The 24270-nt window shown below is 65.6% G+C and carries 10 protein-coding genes and 1 pseudogene; 9 read left to right on the forward strand and 2 right to left on the reverse strand.

Features of this window, described 5'->3' with window-relative positions:
- Positions 1-228: 228 nt before the first annotated feature.
- The 9 genes and pseudogenes from OG490_RS30025 (at position 229) to OG490_RS30060 (ending at position 15612) form a co-directional block, all read left to right on the forward strand.
- Positions 229-2112, forward strand: a complete 1884-nt coding sequence (locus OG490_RS30025) for an ATP-dependent nuclease (RefSeq protein ID WP_330299394.1) — start codon at positions 229-231, stop codon at positions 2110-2112.
- Positions 2109-4037 (forward strand): UvrD-helicase domain-containing protein, encoded by a 1929-nt coding sequence (locus OG490_RS30030; protein ID WP_330299395.1) that lies wholly within the window; start codon positions 2109-2111, stop codon positions 4035-4037. The genes OG490_RS30025 and OG490_RS30030 overlap by 4 nt, the downstream gene beginning before the upstream one ends.
- Positions 4038-4553: 516 nt before the next feature.
- Positions 4554-6515, forward strand: coding sequence for a recombinase family protein (locus OG490_RS30035; protein ID WP_330299396.1), 1962 nt, complete (start codon positions 4554-4556; stop codon positions 6513-6515).
- A 475-nt stretch (positions 6516-6990) separates the two neighbouring features.
- Positions 6991-11694: an AAA domain-containing protein gene (locus tag OG490_RS30040; RefSeq protein WP_330299397.1), complete on the forward strand. Its 4704-nt coding sequence runs from the start codon at positions 6991-6993 to the stop codon at positions 11692-11694.
- Positions 11691-12530 (forward strand): hypothetical protein, encoded by an 840-nt coding sequence (locus OG490_RS30045; RefSeq protein ID WP_330299398.1) that lies wholly within the window; start codon positions 11691-11693, stop codon positions 12528-12530. The genes OG490_RS30040 and OG490_RS30045 overlap by 4 nt, the downstream gene beginning before the upstream one ends.
- Before the next feature lie 395 nt (positions 12531-12925).
- Positions 12926-13429, forward strand: coding sequence for a hypothetical protein (locus tag OG490_RS30050; RefSeq protein WP_330299399.1), 504 nt, complete (start codon positions 12926-12928; stop codon positions 13427-13429).
- A 69-nt stretch (positions 13430-13498) separates the two neighbouring features.
- Complete coding sequence (locus OG490_RS30055) at positions 13499-14677, forward strand: helix-turn-helix domain-containing protein (RefSeq protein WP_330299400.1); 1179 nt, start codon at positions 13499-13501, stop codon at positions 14675-14677.
- A 413-nt stretch (positions 14678-15090) separates the two neighbouring features.
- Positions 15091-15225 (forward strand): annotated as a pseudogene (locus OG490_RS39245) (transposase family protein); the annotation flags it as partial.
- 6 nt (positions 15226-15231) lie between these two features.
- Entirely contained in the window at positions 15232-15612 is a 381-nt protein-coding gene (locus OG490_RS30060; protein ID WP_330299401.1) for a hypothetical protein, read from the forward strand.
- Positions 15613-15903: 291 nt separating this feature from the next.
- Here the strand turns inward: OG490_RS30060 and OG490_RS30065 are convergent, their stop codons facing one another.
- Together OG490_RS30065 and OG490_RS30070 are read right to left on the reverse strand one after the other, a co-directional pair.
- Positions 15904-16935 (reverse strand): DUF3710 domain-containing protein, encoded by a 1032-nt coding sequence (locus OG490_RS30065; protein WP_330299402.1) that lies wholly within the window; start codon positions 16933-16935, stop codon positions 15904-15906.
- Positions 16919-24130, reverse strand: coding sequence for a polymorphic toxin-type HINT domain-containing protein (locus tag OG490_RS30070; protein ID WP_330299403.1), 7212 nt, complete (start codon positions 24128-24130; stop codon positions 16919-16921). The genes OG490_RS30065 and OG490_RS30070 overlap by 17 nt, the downstream gene beginning before the upstream one ends.
- Positions 24131-24270 lie beyond the last annotated feature (140 nt).

Below are 24270 nucleotides of genomic sequence, written 5' to 3' on the forward strand. Positions count from 1 at the left end.
GGTCGGCCCCGCAACAGGCTGCCGGCAGCTCGCGTGTGGACACTTCCTTCGGCCCGCTCTCGATTCTGCAGGCTGCGACGTCCCGCCGTACGTTGGGCTGGGATCTCCCCTCACCAGCTACACGGCTGAGCATATGATCGGCGGGTAATCCGCTTGGGGTGGGGCACTTGAGGCGGTTCACCTCGCCTGCGCCGACTCGGGTGCAGGCCCCTTCGATGGGGGGCGGCCATGTACCTGGCCCGACTGCGTGCCGAGAACTTCAGGATTTTCGGCGCGGTGGTTTCGGAGAGTGGCGGGCCGGACGAGTCGCTGGACATCTCGTTCAGCCGTGGGACCAATGTCCTGGTGGGGGAGAACGATAGCGGGAAGACCGCGATCGTCGACGCCATCCGCCTGTGCTTGCAGACCGCGGCGGCAGACTTCTACCGGATATCGCGTGATGACTTCCATACAGGCGACGGTGGTCGCGCGGACACGTTCAGCATCACCTGTCGGTTCGAGGAACTTTCCGCAGAGGAGCAGGCAGCGTTCCTGGAGTTGCTGACGAGTGACGGGAAGGGGAACGCGGTCCTGTACGTGTCCTTCAAGGCCCAGCTCATGGATTCGCTGAGGAACCGTGTTTCAGTGACCACGCGCACAGGTCCCGAGGGAAAGGGCCCTGCGTTGGACGGGGCGGCACGGGAGCTACTCAGAGCCACCTACCTCCGCCCGCTTCGAGACGCTGAGGCTGAACTCAGATCGGGGCGGGGGTCCCGGTTGTCACAGATTCTGGCCGGCTACCCCGCCATGAAGGAGCAGGAGAACAACGACTTCGATGCTGAGAACGATTCGGCCTCGACTCTCGTAGGAATCCTCCGTCGCGCCGAGCATCACATAGGCCAGAACGCTGCCGTTGCTGCTGCACGGGAAGACATCAACACTGCCTACCTGCAGAAATTTGCGATTGGCTCGGACGTGCTTCGAGGGAAGATCGGGGTCGCGGGCGACGCAACGCTTCCCCGCGCCCTAGAACGGTTGGAGCTCACCTTGTTCTCGGCCTCCGACGAATGGACCCGACGGGGTCTGGGGTACAACAACGCCTTGTTCATGGCCGCGGAGCTTCTGCTCCTCGGGAAGGGCGACATCGCACCGCTGCTGCTAATCGAGGAGCCGGAGGCGCACCTGCACCCGCAGCTCCAGACCAGAATCATGGACCTGCTGAGCGAGCAGACAGCAGGGGCCGAAGAATCGACTACGGCCCCTGTGCAGGTCATCCTTACTACGCACAGCCCCAACCTGGCCTCGGCCATGCCGGTCGGCTCGCTCACGTTGGTGGCCCGTGGTCGTACGTTCAGCTTGGCTCCAGAGCACACGAGACTGAGTGAGGGAGACTACGCTTTCCTGTCCCGCTTCCTGGACGTGACCAAGGCGAACATGTTCTTCGCTCGCGGCGTCGCCGTGGTCGAGGGTGACGCTGAGGCCATCTTCCTGCCAGCCCTTGCGAGAGCCATGGGCCGATCATTCAACGAGCAGGGCATCAGCGTCGTGAACGTCGGGCACGTGGGCCTGTTCCGCTACAGCAGAGTCTTCCAACGGGATGGCCAACAGATTCCCGTCCCCGTCGCGTGCATCCGAGACCGAGACCTCGTGCCGAAAGACACTTCTGAGAAGATGCGCGGGGAGCTGCGGTGCTCCGCCGAAATGACTCAGGCGGACATAGAGAAGCACGTAGCCGGCCTCAAGGCTGGTGACGAAGGGCCGGTAGAGACCTTCGTCTCGGACCATTGGACGCTTGAGTACGACCTGGCGGCGGCCTCCTGGCCCATGGCGATCCTCATGCACCAGGCCGTCCGCGCGGCACGTTCTTCTGTGAGCTCATGGCCGGGTGCGGACAAGCTCAAGACACTGACTGATGCCGCGCGGCTAGAGGTGGAAACCTGGCAGGTAAATGGGGACTCCTTGGCAAAGGTCGCTCTCAGGATCTACGAGCCCCTGAGACTGAACAACGCCAGCAAGACCATCACGGCACAGCACGCAGCCGACCTCCTGGAATCCACGACACTGACGGAAGATAACCTCCCGCCCTACCTAGTTGCCGCGTTCGACCACATCTGCGCCGAGGCGGATCGGTGACCACTCCCTACCGGCCTGATGCGCTCGCGAAGGACAAGGTCGAAGCGCTGGCCCAGATGCTGGGTCTCGACCTGCCACACACCGAGCAATGGGAGTTCGTACAGAGCGAGATCTCTCAGGACCTCCAAGCAGCGCCTGGTTCCGGGAAGACGACACTGATCGGTCTCAAGCTGGCCCTCCTTGCCAGTGCGTGGACGTCCCCGACGCGAGGTATATGCGTTCTTTCGCACACGAATGCGGCCAAGAACGAGATCACCGACCGTCTCATGGCTGTTCGCGCCGGCCGGCGGTTCCTGCAGTATCCCCACTTCATCGGGACGATCCAGTCCTTTACCAACACGTATCTCGCCCTGCCGGCCGTGCGTGCCTTGGGACACGAAGTGCAGGTGGTTGATGATGACACCTACGAGGCCGCAGCCCTGCGCCTCCTGGAGCGGCCCGAGTTCACCACCTTGCGGAACTTCCTGGACCGACGGCACAAGGGCTTCGAGATGGCCACCAAAGCAGTCTTCGTATGCGAGGCCGGAAGGCTGACGATATCCGGCCCGGGTGGCAGCTTTCCGGCTGATCTGGAAACGACGGCCAGCGGCAGGCAGTACGTGGGCCTGAAGAAGCGGCTGTCGCAGGAAGGAGTCTTCCGGTACGACGACATGTACGCCATCGCTGAGTGGTATCTCGCCCGGAACCCGACGATTGCTGCAGCGGTATCGAAGCGCTTCCCGTTCGTGCTGCTGGACGAGATGCAGGACACCGACGACGTTCAGCAGCACCTGCTGGACTTGGTCTTCGCCTCCGGTGCCGTCGTCCAGCGCGTGGGCGACGTGAACCAGGGGATCTTCATCGATGGGACGGCAGGTTCCCCGAGGGCCTCAGCGTTTCCAGCTCCTCTTGCCGCAGAGCTCCCCGTCAGCCGGAGATTCGGGCCGAGGATCGCGGATCTGGCGAGCGACCTGACCTTCATCCGAAGGCAACGGATCAACGGGGCGGGCCCGGACACCCAGATCGGCCTTCTCCTCTTCGATGACCGATCCGTCCTTGATGTGGTGCCGAGATTTGAGCAGATGGCAAACGAGCTCGTCCCGCGTGAAGTTCTTGTTCGAAACCCGCCCCGCGTGCTCGGTGCACGGCTGCTCAAGGGAGTGTCCGGCGCGTATCCGCAATCCCTTACCTGCTATGTCCCCGACCATGTGCCAGCCGGACTAGCACTGGCGCGGAGCGCCCTGATAAATACCGTTCGCATCGCAGGAGCGCGGTGGGCGGCCGGCGATGGTGGTCACGAAGCCGTGGCCGAGCTCTGGGAGGGGGTCCGTACAGCCTTGAGGCCGGCCTTCCCAGCCGTTCTTCCGCCGCTGCGCCGGCTCGAACGCACCGCGGACACGGCTGGTGGTCAGATCCGACTGGCCCTGAGGGATCTACTTATGGGCGCCTGCGACGGTGACGAATCCACCTGGAACGCTGCGACAACACGCCTTCTTGAACTCGTGTCCGAGCTCACCCAATCGCCGTTCAGGAACGCCGTAGCGTCGAGCGAAGGCCTGAGGTTCACCCCGCGCCTGGACATCGAGGAAGGGGCCGACACAGCCGAACAGGAACAACAGGACCCGCGGCGGGTACTTTCAGTCGCCGGATCCATCCAGAGCGCCAAAGGGGAGACCCACGCCGCAACGCTGCTTCTCGAATGCCTGGACAGACGAGGCAAGAAGCACGACATCCATGAGACGCTCAAAGTGCTGGCCGGAGGAGACATTCAACACGCCAAGGCAACCGTGCAGCGCGCGGCGCAGCTCATTTTCGTAGGAGCGACCCGCCCCACGCACCTTCTCGTTCTGGCTACGCACCGGGAGCATGCGGCGCCGTACGCGGAGGCACTCACCGGTCGAGGGTGGAGCATCCACGACGTCGATGATCCATGGATGGGCGGCTAAGCCGCCACACTCAACGGGGCCATCCCGCGTGCTGCCGGTGATCCTGGATTGGCAATGGAAACCTCCATGGCTGCAGCTTTGCTCGCCAGTGAATCATTCTCGCGTTAACTGGATTTCCATTTGGTGCGGTGTCGTGTAGGTGGAAGGACGTGTAACGCGAGAAGTGTGTGGGCATGAAGGTGATGTCAGTGGCGGCGCAGATCGGAAGCGCGTCTCTAGTGATATCCGTCTGTCTCTTTGTGTGTATTTAAGGGCGGCGAGTCGATGCACGTCGAGAAGTGTCTGACTGAGGGCTGCTGCAGGCTGCCGGTCGTTCGCGTGGTCTTGAAATCGAGTCCCTTCGGTGCTGATGAGCGCCGACGGTTGGCGGTGATCCTTCTCGGCGACTGCCGAGCGGATACTGATCGAGACCCCTGTTTGTCTGAAGTTGTGCCAGTATCCACCCCATCGTCTGCACGCCGGACCGGTGGACTCTCTCATGCTGGTGACTCGACTCTGAATGCGTGAGCGGGGTTGGTGAACATCGAATCACCCCTCGTCCGGGTAGCCGTCTACCTTCGGGTTTCGACAGTCGGGCAACTCTGCGGCTACGGCGTCGATATCCAGCTGGGCGAATGCCTTGCCTGGCTTGATTTCGCCGTGGGGAATGGGCGGTATTCCTATGATGTGTATACCGATGGCGCCGTCTCGGGGAAATTGACCCGCCGGCCGGACCTGACGGAGCTCGACGCGGACCTCGTGCAATGTCTCTACGACGTTGTCGTGTTTGGAAAGCTGGACCGCATCGGCCGCACGATGAGGGAGATCCATCGCTGGGTCTACGACACCACGGACATCGAGACCAGCCGGGGGCGACGGGTCCGTGTGGCGACTGCGGACGGCCGCATCGACAGCGAGCATCCCATGTTCGGCATCCAGCTGAGCCTGCTTGCCTACGTGGCAGAACTGGAGCACGCCCTGCTCCTGGAACGGACCTTGAGGGGCCGAGAGATGAAGCTGGCGGCGGGGGGCTGGCCCGGCGGCGTCGCACCGTTCTGGCTGATGCTGCCAGCGAGGGGGGACTGTGAGGCGCCGACCCTGCGAGCCCAGGGAGTGGAGTTACTCGATGTTGGAGCCTGGCTGATCGCCGATGAACGGTTCTCCGCCGCAGCGGCGGCGGAGAACCTCAACGCGCTGGGGTATGTGACGGCGCGGGGCTTGCCGTGGACAGGGGAGAACCTGGCCAGGGTCTTCCAGCAGACGGCCCTGGATGGCTACGTCGCTTTTCGGTTCGCACGGCATCGCGGGGTCGGCCACGATCGTGAAGAGGGCGATGGGACGCCGGTACCGGAGGAGGCTGTCCGGATTACTGTGCCGATACCGCTTCCTGCGGGCCGTGTCCGACAGGTACGGGCCGCCCTTGCGCGCCGGTCTTACGCGAGGAAAGAGCAGAGGACGTACCTGTTGTCGGGCCGGGTCACCTCCTTGTGCGGGCATCACTACATCGGGGCGCACAGGGAAGACCGGGGTCGGACCGCCTATCGGTGTACGGGGCGTCGGTCTGACCCACCCTGCAGCTGTGGGGAGATCGTGGCCGGCCCGCTGGAGGACGCGGTGTGGCGTGAGGTCGCCAAGTTTCTCGTCGACCGTGTCCAGCTACGGGTAGTGGCTGAGGGCTTGCTTGGTGTCGTTCCTGGTCAGGAGAGGTCGCTTGGTGAGCGTCTGGTGGACCTTGATACGCGTATCGAACGCTGCCGCCAGGTGAGGAAGAAGAAGCTCGTTGCCCTCGCGGGGGCCGTTACGGCAGGAGGGGGCGAGGACTCCAGCTTCGTCCAGGAACTGCGGGCGGCTCTTGCTGAGGTCGGGGACGACTTCGCCGACAAGGACCGACGGCTGGGGCAGTTGCGCGAGGTCGTCGCGGGCCGTGTGGCGGCGGCGCAGCGGCAGGAGATCCGGGCGAGACGCGTACTGGAGGGCGGTGTGGACGTGCAGCGCCGCCTGGATTTGCTCGACGTTGAGCAGCGACTGGAACTGCTCGATCTCCTGGGCGTCGAGGTGCGTACTGTCACGAAGGTTCCTGGCGCGGTGCGGGCAGCGGGTTGCCTGTTTGAGGCCTGGTTCAACGAGCGTCAACGTGCCGTGCCTCGGCCGTTGACCGATGACCAGTGGGCCGCGTTGGCCTCGTGCTTCCCTGTGCCGCGGAAGCGGTCACGCGTGGTGCCACCGCGAGTGGCCTTCGAAGCGGCGCTGTACAAGGTGCGCCACGGCATCCGGTGGGATGCTCTTCCTGTGGGGGTCCTGCAGGGGCAGCGTCCGCAAGGCGTCTATCAGCGTGCCTTGGGTTACCTGAAGGATGGGTACTGGCAGCGCGCAGTGGACGCGCTGGGGGACTACGAGGGTACGGCGGTGCCGCCGTTGTACGTACTGCCGGACATCGACATCACCTGCACTTTCGATGCGAGCCTGATGGCGCACTGGGGGCATTCGGGCTCTTCGTGACCCGCGCTGGGGCCTGCTCCGCCGTGTCCGGGTCGTGGTTGCCGGGGCTGGTGCCGAGCGGCTTGGCCGGTAGGGCTTCCGCGGGGACCGCTGGGTGTCGGCCGATTCGTCGCGCCCACCAGGCTGCGGCACGCATGTCTGTCCAGATCGGAATCGCCCATCCGGTCTGGAGGCCTCCTTCAGTCTCTTGGGTAGGCGAGTTCACGTCGCGGCGGCGATCTTGGGAGAGGCTGACCAGGGCTATATCGAGCCGCCTTCCTCCCATGGGGGGTCCACGCCTCACGCATAGCGAAGCCGTGTGTACGTGCGTGCCTGGATCTCGCCTACACATCCACGACTCCGAAAGGGAGTCACTTTCAGCCATCAGAAGATCACGTTCCGCTATCGGAATTCAGTCATCCTGCGTGAAGCGCGGGTGCGTAAGCAGGTCGCTACCTCATCCTGGAACGTTCGTCACCACACAGAGGGGGAAACGATGAACGCCTTACGCCGTCATGCCGCAGATCCGGATGTCCTGACCAGGACCACGGGGCTGGTGAACTTCCTGCAGGAGATGGTGCGCAGCAGCCATCAGCGCCAGCGAGATGACCGTAGCCGTGGGAAGGACCGGCTGTGGCTGTCAGATCTGCCCGCCCAAATCCGTAAGCCCGGTGTCCGTGAGGACGGCGTGCTCCTACAGCTCAAGCACGTCCCGCAGGAGCCGCCGCCGGACCTCCCAGAACTCCTGGAAGGCTGGATCGACCCGCTGGCGTGCTTGGACCCCGACGCAGAAGACCCGCCGCTGGCCGACGAAGGGCCCGCCCACAGCAGGCTGCCGGTCCCGGCGGGAACACTCCGGGATGACGAGCCGGCCGTTATAGCCCGGGATGAGGCCGCCGAGGTGCTGCGCGTATACGGGCCGTGGCTGAACCGCTGGCGGGCGTGGGCGCAGAAGGAACGACGTGAGCAGCCACTGCGCGCCTTGTACGACATGGTCTACGCCTGGCATCAGAGGCTCGCGCTGGAGGACGACCGGGTCGAGTTGGTCTTGGCGGTGGGCCTGCTGACGTGGGACAAGCCGGGGCCGGACGCGGTACACCGGCATCTGCTTGTCCAGCGCGTGGAGACCTCAGTGCACCGCGGAACCGCCGAGGTGACGGTGCGGCTGTCGGCGGAAGGGGCGATGCGCCTGGAAGATCAGGACTTCCTGGACTCCGGGGACGGCTGGATCCGGGAGCAGTCCGCAGTCCTCGGCGATGACATCGCCGCCAGTGCTGTGCACCCACTGGACCCGGACGCACTCGAGTTGCTCTCCAAGTGGCAAGACCGCGCGTACCAGCACCGGATCGCCTTCAGCGCCCGATGGCAGCCGCCAGGGTTGCCCGAGCCCGTGTCGCGGGTGACATACGCACCCGCACTGGTGATGCGGCCTCGGAATTTGAACGCACTGCTGCGCCTGTACGGGAAGATCGCGGAGACCATCGCAGCGGAGGAGTACGCGCCCCTCGGCCTGGCCCAGATGGTCTTGGACGGCCTGAGCACCGAGGAGCGCGCGGCCTGGGACGGCCATGGCCTACGGCAGGCTCCGCTCTTTCAGGGTGATCCGCTCTTTCCAGGCAAGACGAATGAGCAGCAGCGCAGGGTGCTGCGCCGTCTGCAGAGGGACACCGGTGTGGTCGTGCAGGGCCCGCCGGGCACGGGCAAGACGCACACGATCGCCAACCTGGTGTCGGCTCTGCTCGCAGAGGGACAGAGGGTCCTGGTCACCAGCGCCCGTGACCAGCCGCTCGCCGTACTGCGCGACAAACTCCCCAAGCCCGTCAGGGACCTGTGCGTGTTGCTGCTGAGTTCCACCCGCAGCAACAACGGCACCAGCGAACTGGAACGGACCGTGTCAGCGCTGACCAAGCAAGTGGCCAGCACTGATGCCGAGACCCTGCAGGCGGAGATCACCCACTTGACCAGACGGCGCCTGGACATCCAGGGCCGCATCGGCACCCTCACCGACCAGCTGTTGTCGGTACGAGAGCAGGAGTACCGCCACCAAGGGGTGGCACCCGGCTACGCCGGCACACTGGCCGAGATCGTGCAGCGAGTCCAGGACCACAAGCCGTCACTGAGCTGGATCGGCGCTCTGGCCGACAATGTGCCCGAAGAGCCGCCACTGTCGGCTCAGCAGGCCCAGGAACTGCTGGTGCTGCTGCGAGAAGGCGCGGGTGAACCCCGTACCGGCGGTGTATTGCCCCCCGTCGAGGAGCTGCCGGCCTCTGACCTGGTGGACGCGACCTTCGCCGCGAGCCGCCTGACATCGCACGGCCTGGACGAACAGACCCTGCAGTTACGCGACGTCCTCGCCGGGCTGGATCCCTCGCTGACCGATGACATCGCAGGTCACCTGGACAGCGCGGCGACTGCGCTGCATTATCTCGGTCTTCCCGCGGACCCGTCCCGCTGGGAGGAAGACTGGTGGGTGTGCCAGGCACTCACCGAGCGCCTGGCACACCCTCAGACGCTGCTGTGGAAGCGAGTCGAGGACACCGCTGAATACATCACCCAGGCGCGCAATGCACTCGACTCGGTCGGAGTGCGGCGCGTGCACCTGCCCGACGGCCTCGATGTACAGACAGCCGGAAGCATGGCTAGTTCCGGGCAGGATCTCCTCAAGCATCTGCAGGCCAAGGGCCAGCCACAGGTGCGAGAGCGGTTCATGTCGCTCGCCTCACGTGAACAGAAGAACGCCCATGCCCTCCTGACTCTGTGCACCATCGACGGCCAGAGTCCGCGCACCGTTGATGACTTGAAACACGTCCTGGCGTACCTGCGGGCCCACATCGCCCTGGACGTCGTTGCGGTGCGTTGGAAGCAGGTGAAAGCATCTCTACCCGAAGGAGACCTCGAAGTTCTCCTTGCGGAACTGGACCATCGCCAGAAGCAGTTGGAGCACATTTCCTGCTTTGCGCAGGCGAGGGAAAGCATCGACCGGATCCTCGTCGGCCAGAGGGTCAGGCTCGCTCTGACCACGCGATCCGCCTGGCAGGTCCTCACGCACGCGGCAGGCGCCCTTGCCCACAGGCGTGCTGCTGACGAAGCGCTTGCCCAGCTCGCCTCCTGGGACCAGTACCTGAGTGCTACCGAGGACGGACAACAGCCAGCCCCAGAGGCACGTGCCCTGTCGGCCGCGCTGCGCGAACAGGACTCAGCCGGCTACATCACAGCCGTCGACGCCCTGTACGCCGCACATCAACGCGATGCACGCCGGAGCCGCTGCCGACACCTGCTCGACCAGATTCGCACCGCCCACCCCGTGCTCGCCGCCCGCCTGCTGGAAGAAGCCCATGACCCGCAGTGGGACGAACAACTGGCCCAGATCGAGCGTGCCTGGGCATGGGCCAGAGCCGTGCAGTTCGTCGCTATTCGCCGCACGCCCGGCTTGGAACAGAGGCTGGACACGGAACTCGGCCAGCAGGAGAACCTGCTGGAGGAGATGACCGGTGAACTCGCCGCGACCTGGGGCCGGCTGCACTGCCTGAAGAACATGACCCCCGAACAGCGGTCGGCCCTGCAGATGTACCAAACCCACATGTCCAGCCTCGGCCGCGGTACGGGCCGCAGCGCCGACCGACTGCGCGCCGCCGCCAAGGAACGCATGCGGGTAGCCCAGGGCGCCGTACCCGCCTGGGTCATGCCCATCGCGGACGTCGCCGAAATGGTGCAGACCAGACACAACAGCTTCGACGTCGTCATCGTCGACGAAGCAAGCCAGGCCAGCATGGACGCCCTCTTCCTGCTGTGGCTCGCGCCGCGCGTCATCGTCGTCGGTGACGACAAGCAGTGCTCACCACCATCCACGGGCTTCGGACGCCACCAGGCCATCCGCGACAAACTCGCCGCCTATCTCCACGACATGCCCTCCGGAGTCCGCGAGCTGTACATGCCGCACACCAACCTCTACGGCCTACTCAGCTCGTTCTTCCCCGAAGTCATCCGCTTGGATGAACACTTCCGCTGCGTCCCGGAGATCATCAACTGGTCGTCGGCCAACTTCTACGACCACTCCCTCCTGCCACTCCGCCAGTACGGGGGCGAACGGCTGGACCCCCTGCGTGTCACCTACGTCGAGGACGCGGCAACGGCCGGCCGCGAGGTTCGCATCCACAACCCGAGGGAAGCCGAAGCCATCGTCGACACCCTCGAGCGCATGACCGAGGATGCGGCCTACCGTGACAAGACGATCGGTGTGATCGTCCTGCAAGGCCACGGCCAGACCAAATACATCCAGGCCTTGATCGAGCAGCGCATCGCCCCCGCTGTCCGCCAACACCATCGCATCCAGGTAGGCAACGCCGCCTCGTTCCAGGGCGACGAGCGCCACGTCATCCTGCTGTCCATGGTGGTCACCGACCCACCGAAGATCGCAGGCGGCGCCCGTGGCGAACAGCAGGCGTACAACGTGGCTGCCAGCCGCGCCCAGGACCAGATGTGGCTGTTCCATTCAGTGCCGGTGGACCGCCTCAAGCCCAACGACATGCGCCTGAACCTGATCACCTACATGCACAACCCGCCTGCTGCCCTCTCCGCCGTGCATGACATCGGCTTCGTATCCCCCGATGCCGTGCAGGCACCGTTCCAGTCGATGTTCGAGCAAGAGGTCTATCTCCGGCTCAAGGACCGCGGTTACCACGTCCTGCCGCAGTATCCAGCCGGCACCAAGAAGATCGACCTCGTTGTCGTCGGCGCCCGCGGACGTCTTGCCGTGGAGTGCGACGGCGCCTACTTCCACGACACCACCCGCGAACAGATCGAACGCGACCACCAGCGCGACCGAGAACTACGCAGGGTGGGCTGGGAGTTCTACCGCATCCCCGAGAGCGAGTTCCGCTTCGACCCGGACGAGGCGCTCACTGGGCTGTGGTCCGAACTGAAACGCCTGGACATCCATCCTGCCGAATACACGCTCCCAACAACAGCGCCCGAAGAATCGCCCGCCTGGAGCCCCCTCGACCTATCCGGTCCGGATCACGACGAGGAGGACGAGGCACCCGACGGCGACGAAGCCTATGACGCCGACTACGGCGAGCCGCCTGCCGTTTCCGACAGCACCTCATCGCGGGACGTCCAGATCAGCAGCCCCACAGACCTAAGCGACTTCTCCGGCTACGGCGGGGACGACGACCCAGAGGAACTGGAGCAGAGCGCATGACCTATGCACCGGAGAACGGCACCCGCACCCTGGACACCAACACCATCAAGGAGCTGGCGCGCATCATCTGCGGCGACGACCACCTCTACTACCGCGGTACGCGCGACCTGACACGCTTCTTCGAGAATGCCGGCTGGCTCAACGTCCTCGACTTCGACGGTGAGTCCCGCAGCGAATGGACCCTTGACCGTCTCACCGAACGCCGCGCCGACAGCGTGGCCATCGACCAGGTCCTGCTGCGCCTCGCCGATGCCCGTGAGTACTACGAGGAACCCCACCAACTGGCCAAGGTCCTCCAGGCGGTCAACATCTTCCTCGTCCACGAGGGCCTGCGTCTGGAGAACCCCGGTGGACGTCCCCGTCTGGTTGCCTGCGACCCCGCACTCGGACACCCCGGGGAGCAGGCCCCCGTCGAGCTGAAGGCCACCATGGCCGATGTCATCGCCGATGAGCGTATGGCGCAGCTCCTGCAGCACCGCCTCGACGAAGCCCGCACGTGCTTCGCCAACGGAGCCCACATCGCCGCGGTCATCATGCTCGGGTCCCTGCTCGAAGGCGTTCTCCTTACAGTCATTCAGGAACGCGACGCTTCGCTGCTGACCCGACGGGACCTCAAGCGCATCGGCCTGGGGGAGCTGATCGACATCTGCACACAGGCGCGATGGATCGACGCGGACACCACGAGCTACAGCCACACCTTGCGTGACTACCGCAACTTCGTCCACCCTCACCGCGAGTATCGCGAGGAGCACAAACCTGACCGCGACACCCTCAACGTCTCATGGTGGGTCGTCAACGGGGCTCTCAACGACCTCGCGGCCACACACCCCCACTAGGTTTCGCCTCTCGGGCTGGGAGCTGGCCTAGTACAGGTGGGCCGTCCGTCGGAAGCCGTTGGCGTCGCGCACGGTTGAGCGAGTGCGTCAAGTGGAGGCCGTCACAGTCGGATTGATGCTGCCGACTCCGTCCGAGATCGCGAGTATCTTATAAAAATGGCCCCCCGCTTGCGGTAGGGTCTCCGTAACTCAACTGCCGCCTACCGGAGGTCTTCTTGCCATTCTCCCTGTCAACGTCCCCTGCGGAGTCCGATGATGTACGGGCTCAACTTGGTGGAATGGGGACCAGGTTGGAGTACCTGCATGAAGTGCTACGTGCGGGCGAAGCGGCACGGCGAACCGCAGTCCCCAACGACCCAACGGGGACCGGGGGGCGGCGAGCCTATGAGGCGCACGTGCGCACCGTCCGGGAGCTGCATATCGAGCACGAGGGGTGGGCGCGACTCGTGCACGGCCGGCTGGAGCTAGTTTGCAACGCCGACCGGTCGATAGCGGTGGGCGTCATGGTCGGTGATGCGGCCACCGGTCAGGCGAGCCTGTTCCCGAAGAACGGGCGTCGCCGGGGCGCAGCCACCGGGCAGGTCACTCGCGCCAACGAGGGCGAGGGAGCGGCGCACGTCCAGACCGCTCTGTTCGTGGCTGGCGCGGGGCCCGGGGGTGTGTCGCTCAGCGAAGAGGAAGCCTGTGCGCTGAAGACGTGGTTTCTGTTGTCGTACCGCACGCAGGTCGGAGACGCGGTGCGTATCGACTGCGAGCTGTCGCGGCCTAAGAGGTTCGTGGATGGATTTGTGGTCGAATGGGGAAGTCGGATTCCGCTTCCCGCACTCACGATGGACGGAATCGAACCCTTGAACGATGATGGGCCTGGGGAGATCGACATCCCTGTCGATTTCCGCTGAGTCCGTTGGTGGGGGCGGCGGAGTCCACCGCCCCCACCAAGTACCACCGATAGCTGAGGCAGCCCCCACATGGTGACCCCGTCCCGTATCGCCCTAGCACGCAAGCGCAGGGGGTTGACCCTGGCCGAGCTGTCGGACCGAGCAGGGGTCTCGATGCAAAGTCTGTCGAACTACGAGACGGGACGAACCGCTCCCCGGGCTGGCACCTTGAACAAGCTCGCCTCTGCCCTGGACTTCCCCGCCGCCTTCTTCCAGGGGCCGCCGCTAGAGGAACTCCCTGCCGACGGGATTTCGTGGCGGGCGCGCAGTAAGGCTTCGCCACGGGTGCTGGATGCCGCCCGTGCGGCAGGAACGCTCGGTGCGACGCTCTACGACTGGATCGCCGAAAGCTTCCGCCTTCCAGTTGTGGACGTGCCATCCCTGGGCAAGCCGGACCCGGAAACGGCCGCCGGAATGGTCCGCACCCGCTGGGAGCTGGGCGAGGCGCCGGCTCCGAATATGGTGCACCTTCTGGAGGCCCATGGGGTGCGAGTGTTTTCCCTGGACCCCGACCACGCTGAGGTCGACGCGTTCGCGGTGTGGCGTGACGGCGTGCCCTTCGTGTTCCTCAACACCCTCAAGTCGGCCGAACGCGGCCGCTTTGACGCTGCGCACGAACTCGGGCACCTAGTGATGCACGGCAGCGAGCATGCCTGCTCGGGGCCCGATGCCGAACGGCAGGCAAACGCCTTCGCATCCGCGTTCCTCATGCCCAGGGCGAGCGTTCTGGGCCACATGCCGTCGGGCGCCCATGTTGACCAGATTATTCGCGGCAAGCGGATCTGGAAGGTTTCTGCCATGGCCCTGACGTACCGCATGCACGATCTTGGCCTGCTTACGGATTGGCAGTACAGGTCAACATGCGCGGAACTGACTCGGTTGGGATTCCGTTCTGCTGAACCCGAGGGCATGGGGCAGCGGGAGACGTCACAGGTGCTGACCAAGGTCTTTGCAGCACTGCGAACGAAGGGCGTCCGGCCTTCTGCAGTCGCGGCGGAAGTGGGTTTGACCGGCGAGGAGATGAACAGACTTCTGTTCGGCCTCACCCTTACAACCGTTACTGGCGGTGGACAGCAGACCGCTTCCACTCCCAAGAGGCATCTGTCCACCGTCGGCTCGCCGACTTCCGGGTCTGCTGGTTCAACGGCGGCCTCGGCTCGTGTGTCCTCTCGACGTTCCGGCCTACACGGCGCTCCGCTTCGTGGGTGAAGGAGCGCGATCCGGTAGGCACCCTCGAATGCTTCCTGACGCCATGTGCGGCTAGGTAGCTGTGCTCGTTGAGGGTGCCACGGGCTGCTCAACTTGAAGGTTGAGGGTTCTCGATTGAGTCAAGGAGAGCTCCCTCGTGGCGTGAAGGCCTACTTCCAGGCCCTCGTCCGCTTTGGATTTCCTCCAGCGCCTGGAGAAGGCACGAACTGACATCGGATCCGGGTGGTATCCGGAGGGGATGGCTTTAACACCTTGTTCGGGTCTGGCTCAAGTTGTGGGCTCTGTCGAGATTTTGGGGGTGTTGGGCAGCTACCAGGCGTGATGGTGGGGCTCAGATTGCGGACCTACTACTGCCTGGCGTTGGGGTGCAGGTCGACCAGCTGGTGCTGACGGATACCGAGGCCCGGGTCGCCGTGCGATCACGGGCAGGGTCGGCAGCCTGTTCCGGATGCGGGCAAATATCTTCGAAAGTGCACTGCTACTACCAGCGGACGCTGGCGGATCGACCGGTCGCCGGCCGACGCGTACGAATCGAACTGCGAGCGCGCCGATTCGTGTGCGGGAACGAGGACTGTGCCCGTCGGACGTTCGTCGAGCAGATACCGGCCCTGACCCGTCGTCACGCACACCGCACGGAGGCTCTCACGGCCCACCTCAAGGACGTGGCCCTGTTCCTGGGCGGTCGGCCAGGCTCCCGCCTGTTCCAGCGGATGGCCGTCGACACCTGCAAGGACACTCTGCTCCGGCTCATCCGGGCACTTCCGCTCCCCTCATCGGGACTGGTGCCGCATCTCGGTGTCGACGAGTTCGCCGTTCGACGGGGACGGACCTACGCGACGATCTTCATCGACATGACAACCCACCGCCCCATCGACGTCCTGGCCGACCGGGCCGCGGGCGGCCACCTTCGCATCCTGGCTGCGGGATCACCCTGAGGTCCGGGAAAGACTGGGATGGGCTTCCAACTGGCTCTGACGCGGGACCGAGGTGTTGCCTCGGTCTCACCGGCCCAGCAGCGGATCCGCGCCGGATTCCGCAGGGGGGCAGGTAGCCCAGGGTGAGTAGACAGGTCTCCATGACGAGGCCGGGGATCCTGCCCCTGGTAGGAGCCAGAGAGCCCCGCTCGACCGAGGTCGAGCGGGGCTCTCTCCCCGCTCCATGCGGTGATCCGTCTCAGTCCGGTTCCCGCACGAGAAGGAGCGTTTTCCCTACACGCTCAGTGGCGTTCAATCGGGCATGCGTAGTGCAATGGTCCGATCCTGCTCCGGTGATACGACTGGAGCGAAAATGCCTGGTGAGGTCGAGACGCTTGGAGGGCGTACGGTGAACGAGGGCACCACCACCGTGCTCTCGAAGGTTGAATAGGCCCAATCGTCGCGGCTTTCCGGAAGTGCGATGTCTCCGCTCACCACTCCCCTCAGCAACCAACCCGGCCCGTCGCATCCGATGAATCGCACGACCATTGAGTCACGCCCACGAGCGTCACTGACAACGGGCACCTTCGCTCTGAGCTCTACCCCGACTCGCCCCGACCATCGCTCGGCCTCACCACCGCGCGCTTTGACGTCCGCCTCGAGCCGGGAGAGGACCGTTTCCCACTCCTGTTCCACGGATGTGCGGTACGCCTGGAGCTGCAAGGCGGCGGTCGTGTCACGGAAGAGCGTCACTGCCACATACCCCACGCCGGATGGTGCGGGGTTCAGTTCGCGCTTGCGCGCGGCCTGGCGCGGGATCCGCAACCCTCCAAGGTCGATCAGCTCAAGGCCCTGCCAGCCTTCCTCGCTGACATCCCAAGGTCCCACTTCGATTCCTCGAAGCGCCGGCCGCAGCAGGTTCCCGGCTTGTAGTGCCTCCTCGTTCATCGCGTGCGCCGACTCGAGGAGAACGTTGATCTCTTCGTGCGTCATCGCCTCTTCAGCGATGACGTGAACCAAGAGGGCGAGTACTCGCTCAAGGCTCAGAGCTCCGCTCTCGTGAGCTGCACGGGCCGCCGAGAGGTTCCCGCGCAATACCTCTGCCAGACTCTCTGCCTCGTCACAGGAAAGCTCGGAAGGCGAACCAAGAGCCTGTTCCAGAACTGAGCGCCCTTCCTCCCAGCGGAGGAGAACCAGTGCCTTGAGGCTGAGGAGGAGGATCCATCCGGGAGTCACGTGCTCCCAGTTCCCCCATCCGGCACGCTCCGATGAACTCGGCGATAGATGCCCGTCGCGGGTGAACTCCTCCAAGATGGCGCGTGCTTCACTATCCGCGACGCCCATACCACCACCCCCTCATCAGTTGCCATGCACGCCACCCGACCACGCTGGCCGCGGCAGCGGCCTCTACGATGCCACCCGAGCCACCGCTGGCGTCCGCAGCATTGGCAATCTTCGCTGCGTTGGCGGGCACACGGGCCACGGTGGACGCTCGGGTCTCCGCCTCTGCGACCATAGCTTCACTCGCCTGACTGGAAGCACCGGCTTCCGAGTGCGCCCGCGCCCCGCGAGGCCGGTTGTATCCCCCGTTGACCGGGTCGGGGATGTCTGGGACCACCCCGGGGTCGGTTTGTCCCCGATTGCTGACGATGATCTCACGGCTATCGTCCCCGGCTGCAGGGCAGTTGTGCACCAGCACGGGCGCATTCGCCGCCATCACGTAGTACGTGTGGAAGTCGTCTACGGTGAGGTTGTGCGTGGTGACGGCATAGGGGTAGTTGAGCGTTCCCTTGACCGTGAGGGTGGTGCCGTTGGGCTGCCGGAGTTGTTCGCCGGTGGCGAGTTCGCCGGCGTCGATCCACTGGTGGCGGGTTTCGCTCCAGTAGGGATGGTGACTGGTTGAGGTGATCTTTACCGGCGGACCGCGGGGGGCTGCGTCGTCGGTGAGGGTGAGGTCGGTGAATTCCTTGTCGTCGGGGGTGGTGATGGTGGCGGTGACCTTCTTCGGGCGGGTTTCGCCCGTCTGGGGGTCTGTGGCCATTACGGTGTCGCCGACTCGGATGTCCTGGATGGCCTTGGTGGTGCCGTCGGCCATCTGGACGCGAGTGCCCGTGGGGAAGCTGTTCGTCTGCGCCTTGCATGCGACAGGCGCGTCGGATTCCGCCTTGGCTGCGCCGGCTTCGGCGTCAGCACTCTCGCTGGCCGCGTGGCTTTCCGTTCCGGCGGCGTCGCTGGCCGTTTCTTTTTCGACCTGCTCTGCTGCCGATTTGGCTGCCTTCTCTTCCGCGGCGCGGGCTTCCTTCAACGCCTTCTTCGCGGTGCTGTAGGCCTGTGCGGCTCTGGCTGCTCCGCGTTCTGCTTCGTGGACGGCGTCGTAGGCCTTGTTGATTTCTTTGTAGATCTTGAAGGCCTTGATGCCGATCTTGACGGCCTTGAAGAGCTTGCCCCAGGGGACGAAGTTGAGGGCCGTGTTGATGCAGGCCATGACGTCGCCCTTGGTGAAGCAGTCGCGGGCGTCGTTGTATCCGATCAGGTCGCCGACCATGTCGACGACCTCGTCGATGAGATGGTCGCGCTTCTTCTTGGCCTCATCGACCTTCTTGTTGGACTCGGTCAGTGCCGTTGTGTCGGTACCGGAATCAGTGGACGTCGGGGTCTTGGTCTTGGGAGTGGGGTCTTCGCCGGTGGAGGTTTGCGCGCAACCTGTTTCACCCCGCTCGCATTTCCATGCGAGGCCACTCGGGTCCGTCTTGTTGATCGGGTCGTTGTTGGAGTAGGCGTACGCGTTCCACTGCTGTGGGTCGCCCGGGTCGATGATGGGGTCGGGGCTGATGAAGCGGCCGGTGGTGGGGTCGTATTCGCGGGCGCCGAGGAGGGTGAAGCCGGTGGCTTTCTCCTTGGTTCCGCCGACGAATCCCTTGTCGTTGGCCCAGGCGCCGGGGGCGGGCTGGGTGCCGCGTTCATTGCCGAAGGGGTCGGACGCGCGGCGGACGCTGGCGAGGTTGGTGGCGTTGAACTGGACGCCGCCGGTGCCGTGGTGGTCCGAGCTCTGGTAGGTGAGCGTGGACGCACCTGCCGTGGTGGTGCGGGTGATGGAGAGGCCGCCGGGGGCGGCGTAGGTGCGGACGTTGGAGACCTTGCCGCTGGCGGTGTCCAGGGTGATCTGGTCGGTGCCGAGGTTGAGGGTGGTGCTGGTGGGGTCGCGGCGGATGAGCTGGTTGCCACTGGTGTCGTAGAGGTAGCTGGTGCCGGCGCTCTCACCGGTGCCGACGATCTTGTCGAGCTTGCCCTGGCTGTTCCAGGTCAGGGCCTTGGTGCCCGGGGTGCTGGTGACAGCGGCGGTGTTGCCTGCCGCGTCGTAGGTGTAGGAGGTGACCTTGGTGCCCGCGGTGCTGGTTTCCGTGGAGGTCATCAGCGCGTGCGGGCCGCCCGTTCCGCCGCCCGTCTTGGGGTCGGTGGAGGGCATGTTGGGGCCGGTGCCGAAGGTCTGGGTGACCGTCGTGTCGTTGGCGGTGTTGCCGGTGACGTCCTTCTTGACCAGCTTCTTGCGGTTGCCGAGGTTGTCGTAGGTGTACTGCTGCCAGTAGGGGGCGGGGCCACCCACGCTGGGCTTTCCGGTTCCGTCGACGGCGGGGCCGGTGCTGTTGGTGCAGCCGCCGATGCCGCGCACGCTGGGCTGCGGGGCGGTGGTCTGGGTGCCGGTGTCGGTCCAGGCCTGGGTCAACCGCCCCAGGTAGTCGTGGGTGAAGCACTGCAGGTCACGGGCCGTGCCGTCCTGCGTGTTGCTGATCGAGGTGAGCTGACCGACAGGGTTGTAGGTGTAGTCCAGGACATCTACGTGCGAGGTCGCGTCGGTCTGGTTGTCCAGGAGGGTACGGACCGGGCGGCCGGTGCCGGCGTCGTAGTCGATCGTGGAGACGATCTGCGCGCCGGTGCTACCGACCGTTGCTCGGATCGGCTGCCCGTAAGGGTCGTAGCGCATGTCCACGAGGTATGGAACGTAGGCAGAACCGATCCTGCCGCCGAGCGTCTTCAGGTTGCCCTTGACGTCGGTGCCGAACGCGAGCGTCTCGACATCGAGTCCGGCCTTGGGAATACCCGGCAGGGCGGCCGTCTTCAGCTGGCCGTAGGTGTCATAGGTGTTGGTCGTCTGGTAGGTGCCGGCGAGTTCCTTCTCGGCGGCGGGGATGGTGACCTTGGTGCCGAGGGGGCGGTAGCCGCCGTCATAGCCCGTGATCTCCGTGACATAGGCGCTGCCCGTCTTGCCGCCCACGTAGCGGGTTGTGGTGTCGGGCTTGCCCAGTGCTTTGGTGTCGTAGGTGAAGGCGCCGACCTGTTTGGCCGGGTCGATCGCCGCGCCCTCGTAAGTCGCGATGGTGCGGCCGAGGAGGTCGGTGACGGTGGTGGCGCTCTTACCGCGGGCGTCCGTGGCGGTGACGAGGTTCTTGCTGTCGTCGTAGACCGTGGTGCTGGTGCCAGAGTCAGGGTCGCTGGTCTTCACCACTCGGCCGAGGAGGTCGTAGGTGAAGGTCCACTCGTTGCCTTCGGAGTCCTTCCGCGACAGCTCCTGGCCTTGGGTGTTGGAGACGTACGTCGTCTCGTCATAGGCGCCGGTGGGCGTGTTCGACTTGTACTGACGCAGGACCGATGTCAGGCCGTTGGTGATCGTGGCCGTGGCGAAGCCACCGGTCGGCGGGGTGGCGCGGGTCTCGTCGGCACCCGGGTACTCGGTCGTCGAGCGGGACTGCTCGACACCGAACGACTGGAAGATGGATGCTGTGGTGCGGCCGAGGCCGTCGAAAACGCTGACCGTCTGGGACGGGATCTTGCTGTCGGGGTTGACCCCGCCGTTGGGTAGGAACAGTGCCGCGGAGGGTGAGCCTTCATCGGTGTAGTAGGCGGCGCTGGTCTTGACCTGCCAGCCGTGAGAGTCGAACAGCGCGTCCGTGATCATCCGGCCGCCCACGAGCGAAGGCGTGCTGGCCTGGGTCTGACGGATCCGGCCGAGGCCGTCGTAGACCGAGAACGAGGATGTGTAGGAGTTGTTGTTCATGAGCGCCTGGCTCAGAACGGACGACGGCGCGTTCGTGCCGTTCATCGAGTACGAGAACTTGCGGACCGGCAGGTCCTTGGTGGAGTCCTGACCGGGCTGCCAGACCGAGACGACCCGCCCCAGAGCGTCATACCTGCGCTCGGCGACGTGGTTGTTCTCGTCGGTGGTCTTCAGCGGCTGCGAACGGCGGATGTCAAGGGTGGTGACGGACTTCCAACCCAACGGGTTGGTGTGGGTGACCGAACTGGGCAGTACGCCCGTGTCAGGGGTGTACGTGGTCGTAGTGACGGCGCCGCCGGGGTGGGTGGCGTCCTTGCGCGTCAGGTTGGTGTTGTTGGTGACGCGGCCGTACGCGTCGTAGGAGGAGGTGGAGTTGAGACGGTAGACGGGCTTGCCCGCCGTGTCGTACTTCTCCAGGACCTCCGTGCCGGTGCCGTTGGCCGTCGCTCCGACTTGCCCGTACGGCAGGTTGTCGAAGTAGGAGCGCGTGTCGCCGACGGTGTTCGCCGTGGTTGGAGCCTGCCCGCAGACTCCGGATACGACCAGCGTGCGGGAGGCCAGTTCGGCGACCGCGCCGCCCGGGCCGGTCGGGTATTCGAAGGTGGTGCACAGACGCTGGTCCGTGCGCGAGGTGTCGCTGTTGTCGTCCACCTGGAGCGGCCGGGTCGTCAGCGTGCCGTCGTAGGTGGAGGTGCGCTCGCCGGTGCGCCAGTTGCCGTTGGCGAGCTTCGCGCGGGTCGTGACCTTGGCCGTGTTCACCGCGCGCGCGGTGATGGCGGGCATGCCCGCGGACTGGTTGCGGGTCGCGGTGACCGGGCCGAGCCACGGCGTGGTGACCTCGTCCGAGACGACGGTGCCGCCGTCGCGGTCGTAGGTCTGGCTCTGGCGGACGAAGCCGGACAGGACGTCCTCGTCCTTGATGCTGCCGCCCTGCGCGTCGACGACGTTCACGCTGCGCGTGCTGCCGTTGGCGAGCGCGTCGCCGTCCATGCCGCGCAGGTAGGTGGTGACGCTCTGGGTCCGCGGGGCCTCGGAAGCGTTGCCGTTGCCCGTGCGGGTGGTGACGGTGGCGTAGCCGCGGAACTGGTCCCAGGTGCGGGTCTTGGGGTCGGTGAATTCGGAGTCGTTGCGGTGCCAGGCGATACCGCCGCCGTACTCGTAGTCGGTGACCGTGTTGACCTGGCCGGCCACCAGGTCCTTCTGGGTGACGGACTGGATGACGATCTTGTTGAACCAGTCGTTGACCGGGTCCGGGTAGGACTGGCCGGGCAGGTACCACTTGACCGGCATGCAGGCCATTGTGTTGGCGTCCTCGGAGGACGGCATCGTGTTCTTGAGGCGCGAGCATTCCGCGGCCTTGTAGACGACGGTGATCTGGCCGCCGGTCTCGGTGGTGATCGTCTGGATCCGCGGGCGCCGGTAGCTCGGGGCCGAGGCCTCCGTACCGTCCGGGCGCTTGACAACGCCGTCCACACGATTGGGGATCTGTAACGGCTGGAACGACACGCCAGGCAGCGTGATCGGGGTCTTGCCGTCGTTGCCTGTGCGCTGGATCGAGTCGAGCCACAGCGTCGGGGACGTACCGTCACCCGGATCCTGGAACGACTGCTTGAGGTCGTAGGAGTCCACGGGGAGCCATGCCGTGCCCGTCCAGACCTCGGTGGAGATCTGGGTGTACTTCTTGGTGGTGAAGTACGTCGGTGACAGGTTCAGGCACTGGCCGGTGGCCTGGCACTCCTGGTCGATCGGGGTGTCCGGCCAGGACTTGGCGTTCGCCTTGACCCGCTGAGCCGGATCACACGTGATCGCACCTGCCGCAACGCAGCGTTCCGCGTTGTTGATCGTGATCTGGGCGGCCGGCTTGGCCGTGCCCTTCGCGGCGATCTGGTCGGGCAGTCGCTGGCCGTAGCCGATCCAGGTCGGGTAGGAGCCGCGCTGGTACCTCGTGTTCGTGCCGGTGCCGTTGTTCTGGCCGCCGCCGCGCCCGTAGTAGTTGTCTTCCTGCTCGTAGCGGTAGGTGACCAGGTTCTGGTGCGGGTCCACGACGTAGTCGAGGTTCCACTGCCAACCCAGCTGCTGCCACGTGCCGTTCGCCGGGGTGTCGGTGCCGAGGCACTTGTCCTGACCGCTGTTGAAGTACACCGGAACGGTCGAGACCGACTTGGCCTCCGGGTCCGTACCGTCGCCGCCGGGCAGGCGGTTGGAGCCGAAGTAGTACTGGGTGCCGTCGGTCGTGGTGACCTTGAAGCCCTCGCCCTTCCAGGCAGCGCTGCGCTGCCCGGTCAGACGTTCGATCTTCGTGCCGTCCTCACCTTGGAGGTGGTAGACGCACGTCGTGTCGTCACGGACGATCTGGCCCGCGTGACCCGCGAGCGACAACGAGAGGATGTCGCCCGCCCAGCACTCGTCACCCGACTCCGCGATCCCAGCGTCCTTGCAGCCCTTGTACGAGCGGGAGATCGACCCGGGGCTCCAGTCCCAGCCCTCGCCGAAGCCGGACGCCTGCGCGTTCGTCGACGCCGTACGGCCGTCGATCGAGGACGAGTCGTAGCCCAGGCCCACGCTGGGACCCGGTCCGGCTATGGAAGAGGGAACCTCCACCGTGTAGCCGTAGGTGAAGTTCGCGGCGTTCGCGCCCGCCTGCCACGAAGCGGACGGCGCCAGCGGAGTCGCGGTGAAGTCACCGGACGCCCCGGACGGACCCGGCTCGACCGCGAGCGCCACCGCCTGCGGCGCCAGCACGCCGGAAAACATCGGAGACGCGGAGGAGGACGAAGCCGACTGTGGGGCCTTCGTGTTCACGGGCGCCGTCGCCTTGGGGACGTCGACCTCCGCCACCAGGCGGCCGGTCGCGTCCCGGTGGGAGGCGACGGGGGTACGAGTCGTGCAGCCCTCGGCGCCAGGAGTCGTCAGCGCGCAGTCGGGCAGCCGCACCACACGCGCACGGTCACCCCAGTTCGCACCGGTCGTCTTCGCCCACGCCGAGACGTCGAAGCCGACCTGGACCTTGCCGGAGGCAGCCGTGCCCGCGGCGTCCGTCAGGGTGACGAGCGCACCGTCGACGCCGGCCGCACGCGTCTTGGCCTCGTCCTTGAGCTCCACCCGCAGTGAGCCCTGGCCGGCCCCGGCGGCAGGCGCGGTGGCGAGCTCCGAGAGCTTCGCGGAAGGCCTCGAACCGGAGCGGGCGGAAAGCCAGACCGGAAGGTCTCCTGCCTTGACAGGCTTGGCTCCGGGGTCGGTTCCCGCTCCGCCGGCCGAGCCGAGGGGAACGGTCGCGGTGCCGGTTGGAGCCTTTGCCTTCGCGTCCGGGGTCCATGGCTTGCCGGCCGGGGCCTTGGCGTTGACCGGTTTGGCGTTCGAGCCCTTGACGGGCTTGGTCTGCGGGAGCGCCGTCTGTGGCGGCACCCACACCTTCGGCGGCTTCGCCGCCGCTTCGGCCACGGGCAGACCCAGGCCGGAGATGAGCACCGCGAGCACGGCGATCATCGCTACACGTGGTCTCTTCGCGCGCACGCGCAAAGACAGACCACCCTGACGAGACAACAAAATCCCCCCACAGGAAAGGAATGAGAAAACCGGATCTGACAGCGTCAGGAACTGGCGCCCCCTGAATAAGGGGGAAGTCC

Origin of the sequence: Streptomyces sp. NBC_00503, from assembly GCF_036346895.1 — a bacterium.
Taxonomy (GTDB): domain Bacteria; phylum Actinomycetota; class Actinomycetes; order Streptomycetales; family Streptomycetaceae; genus Streptomyces.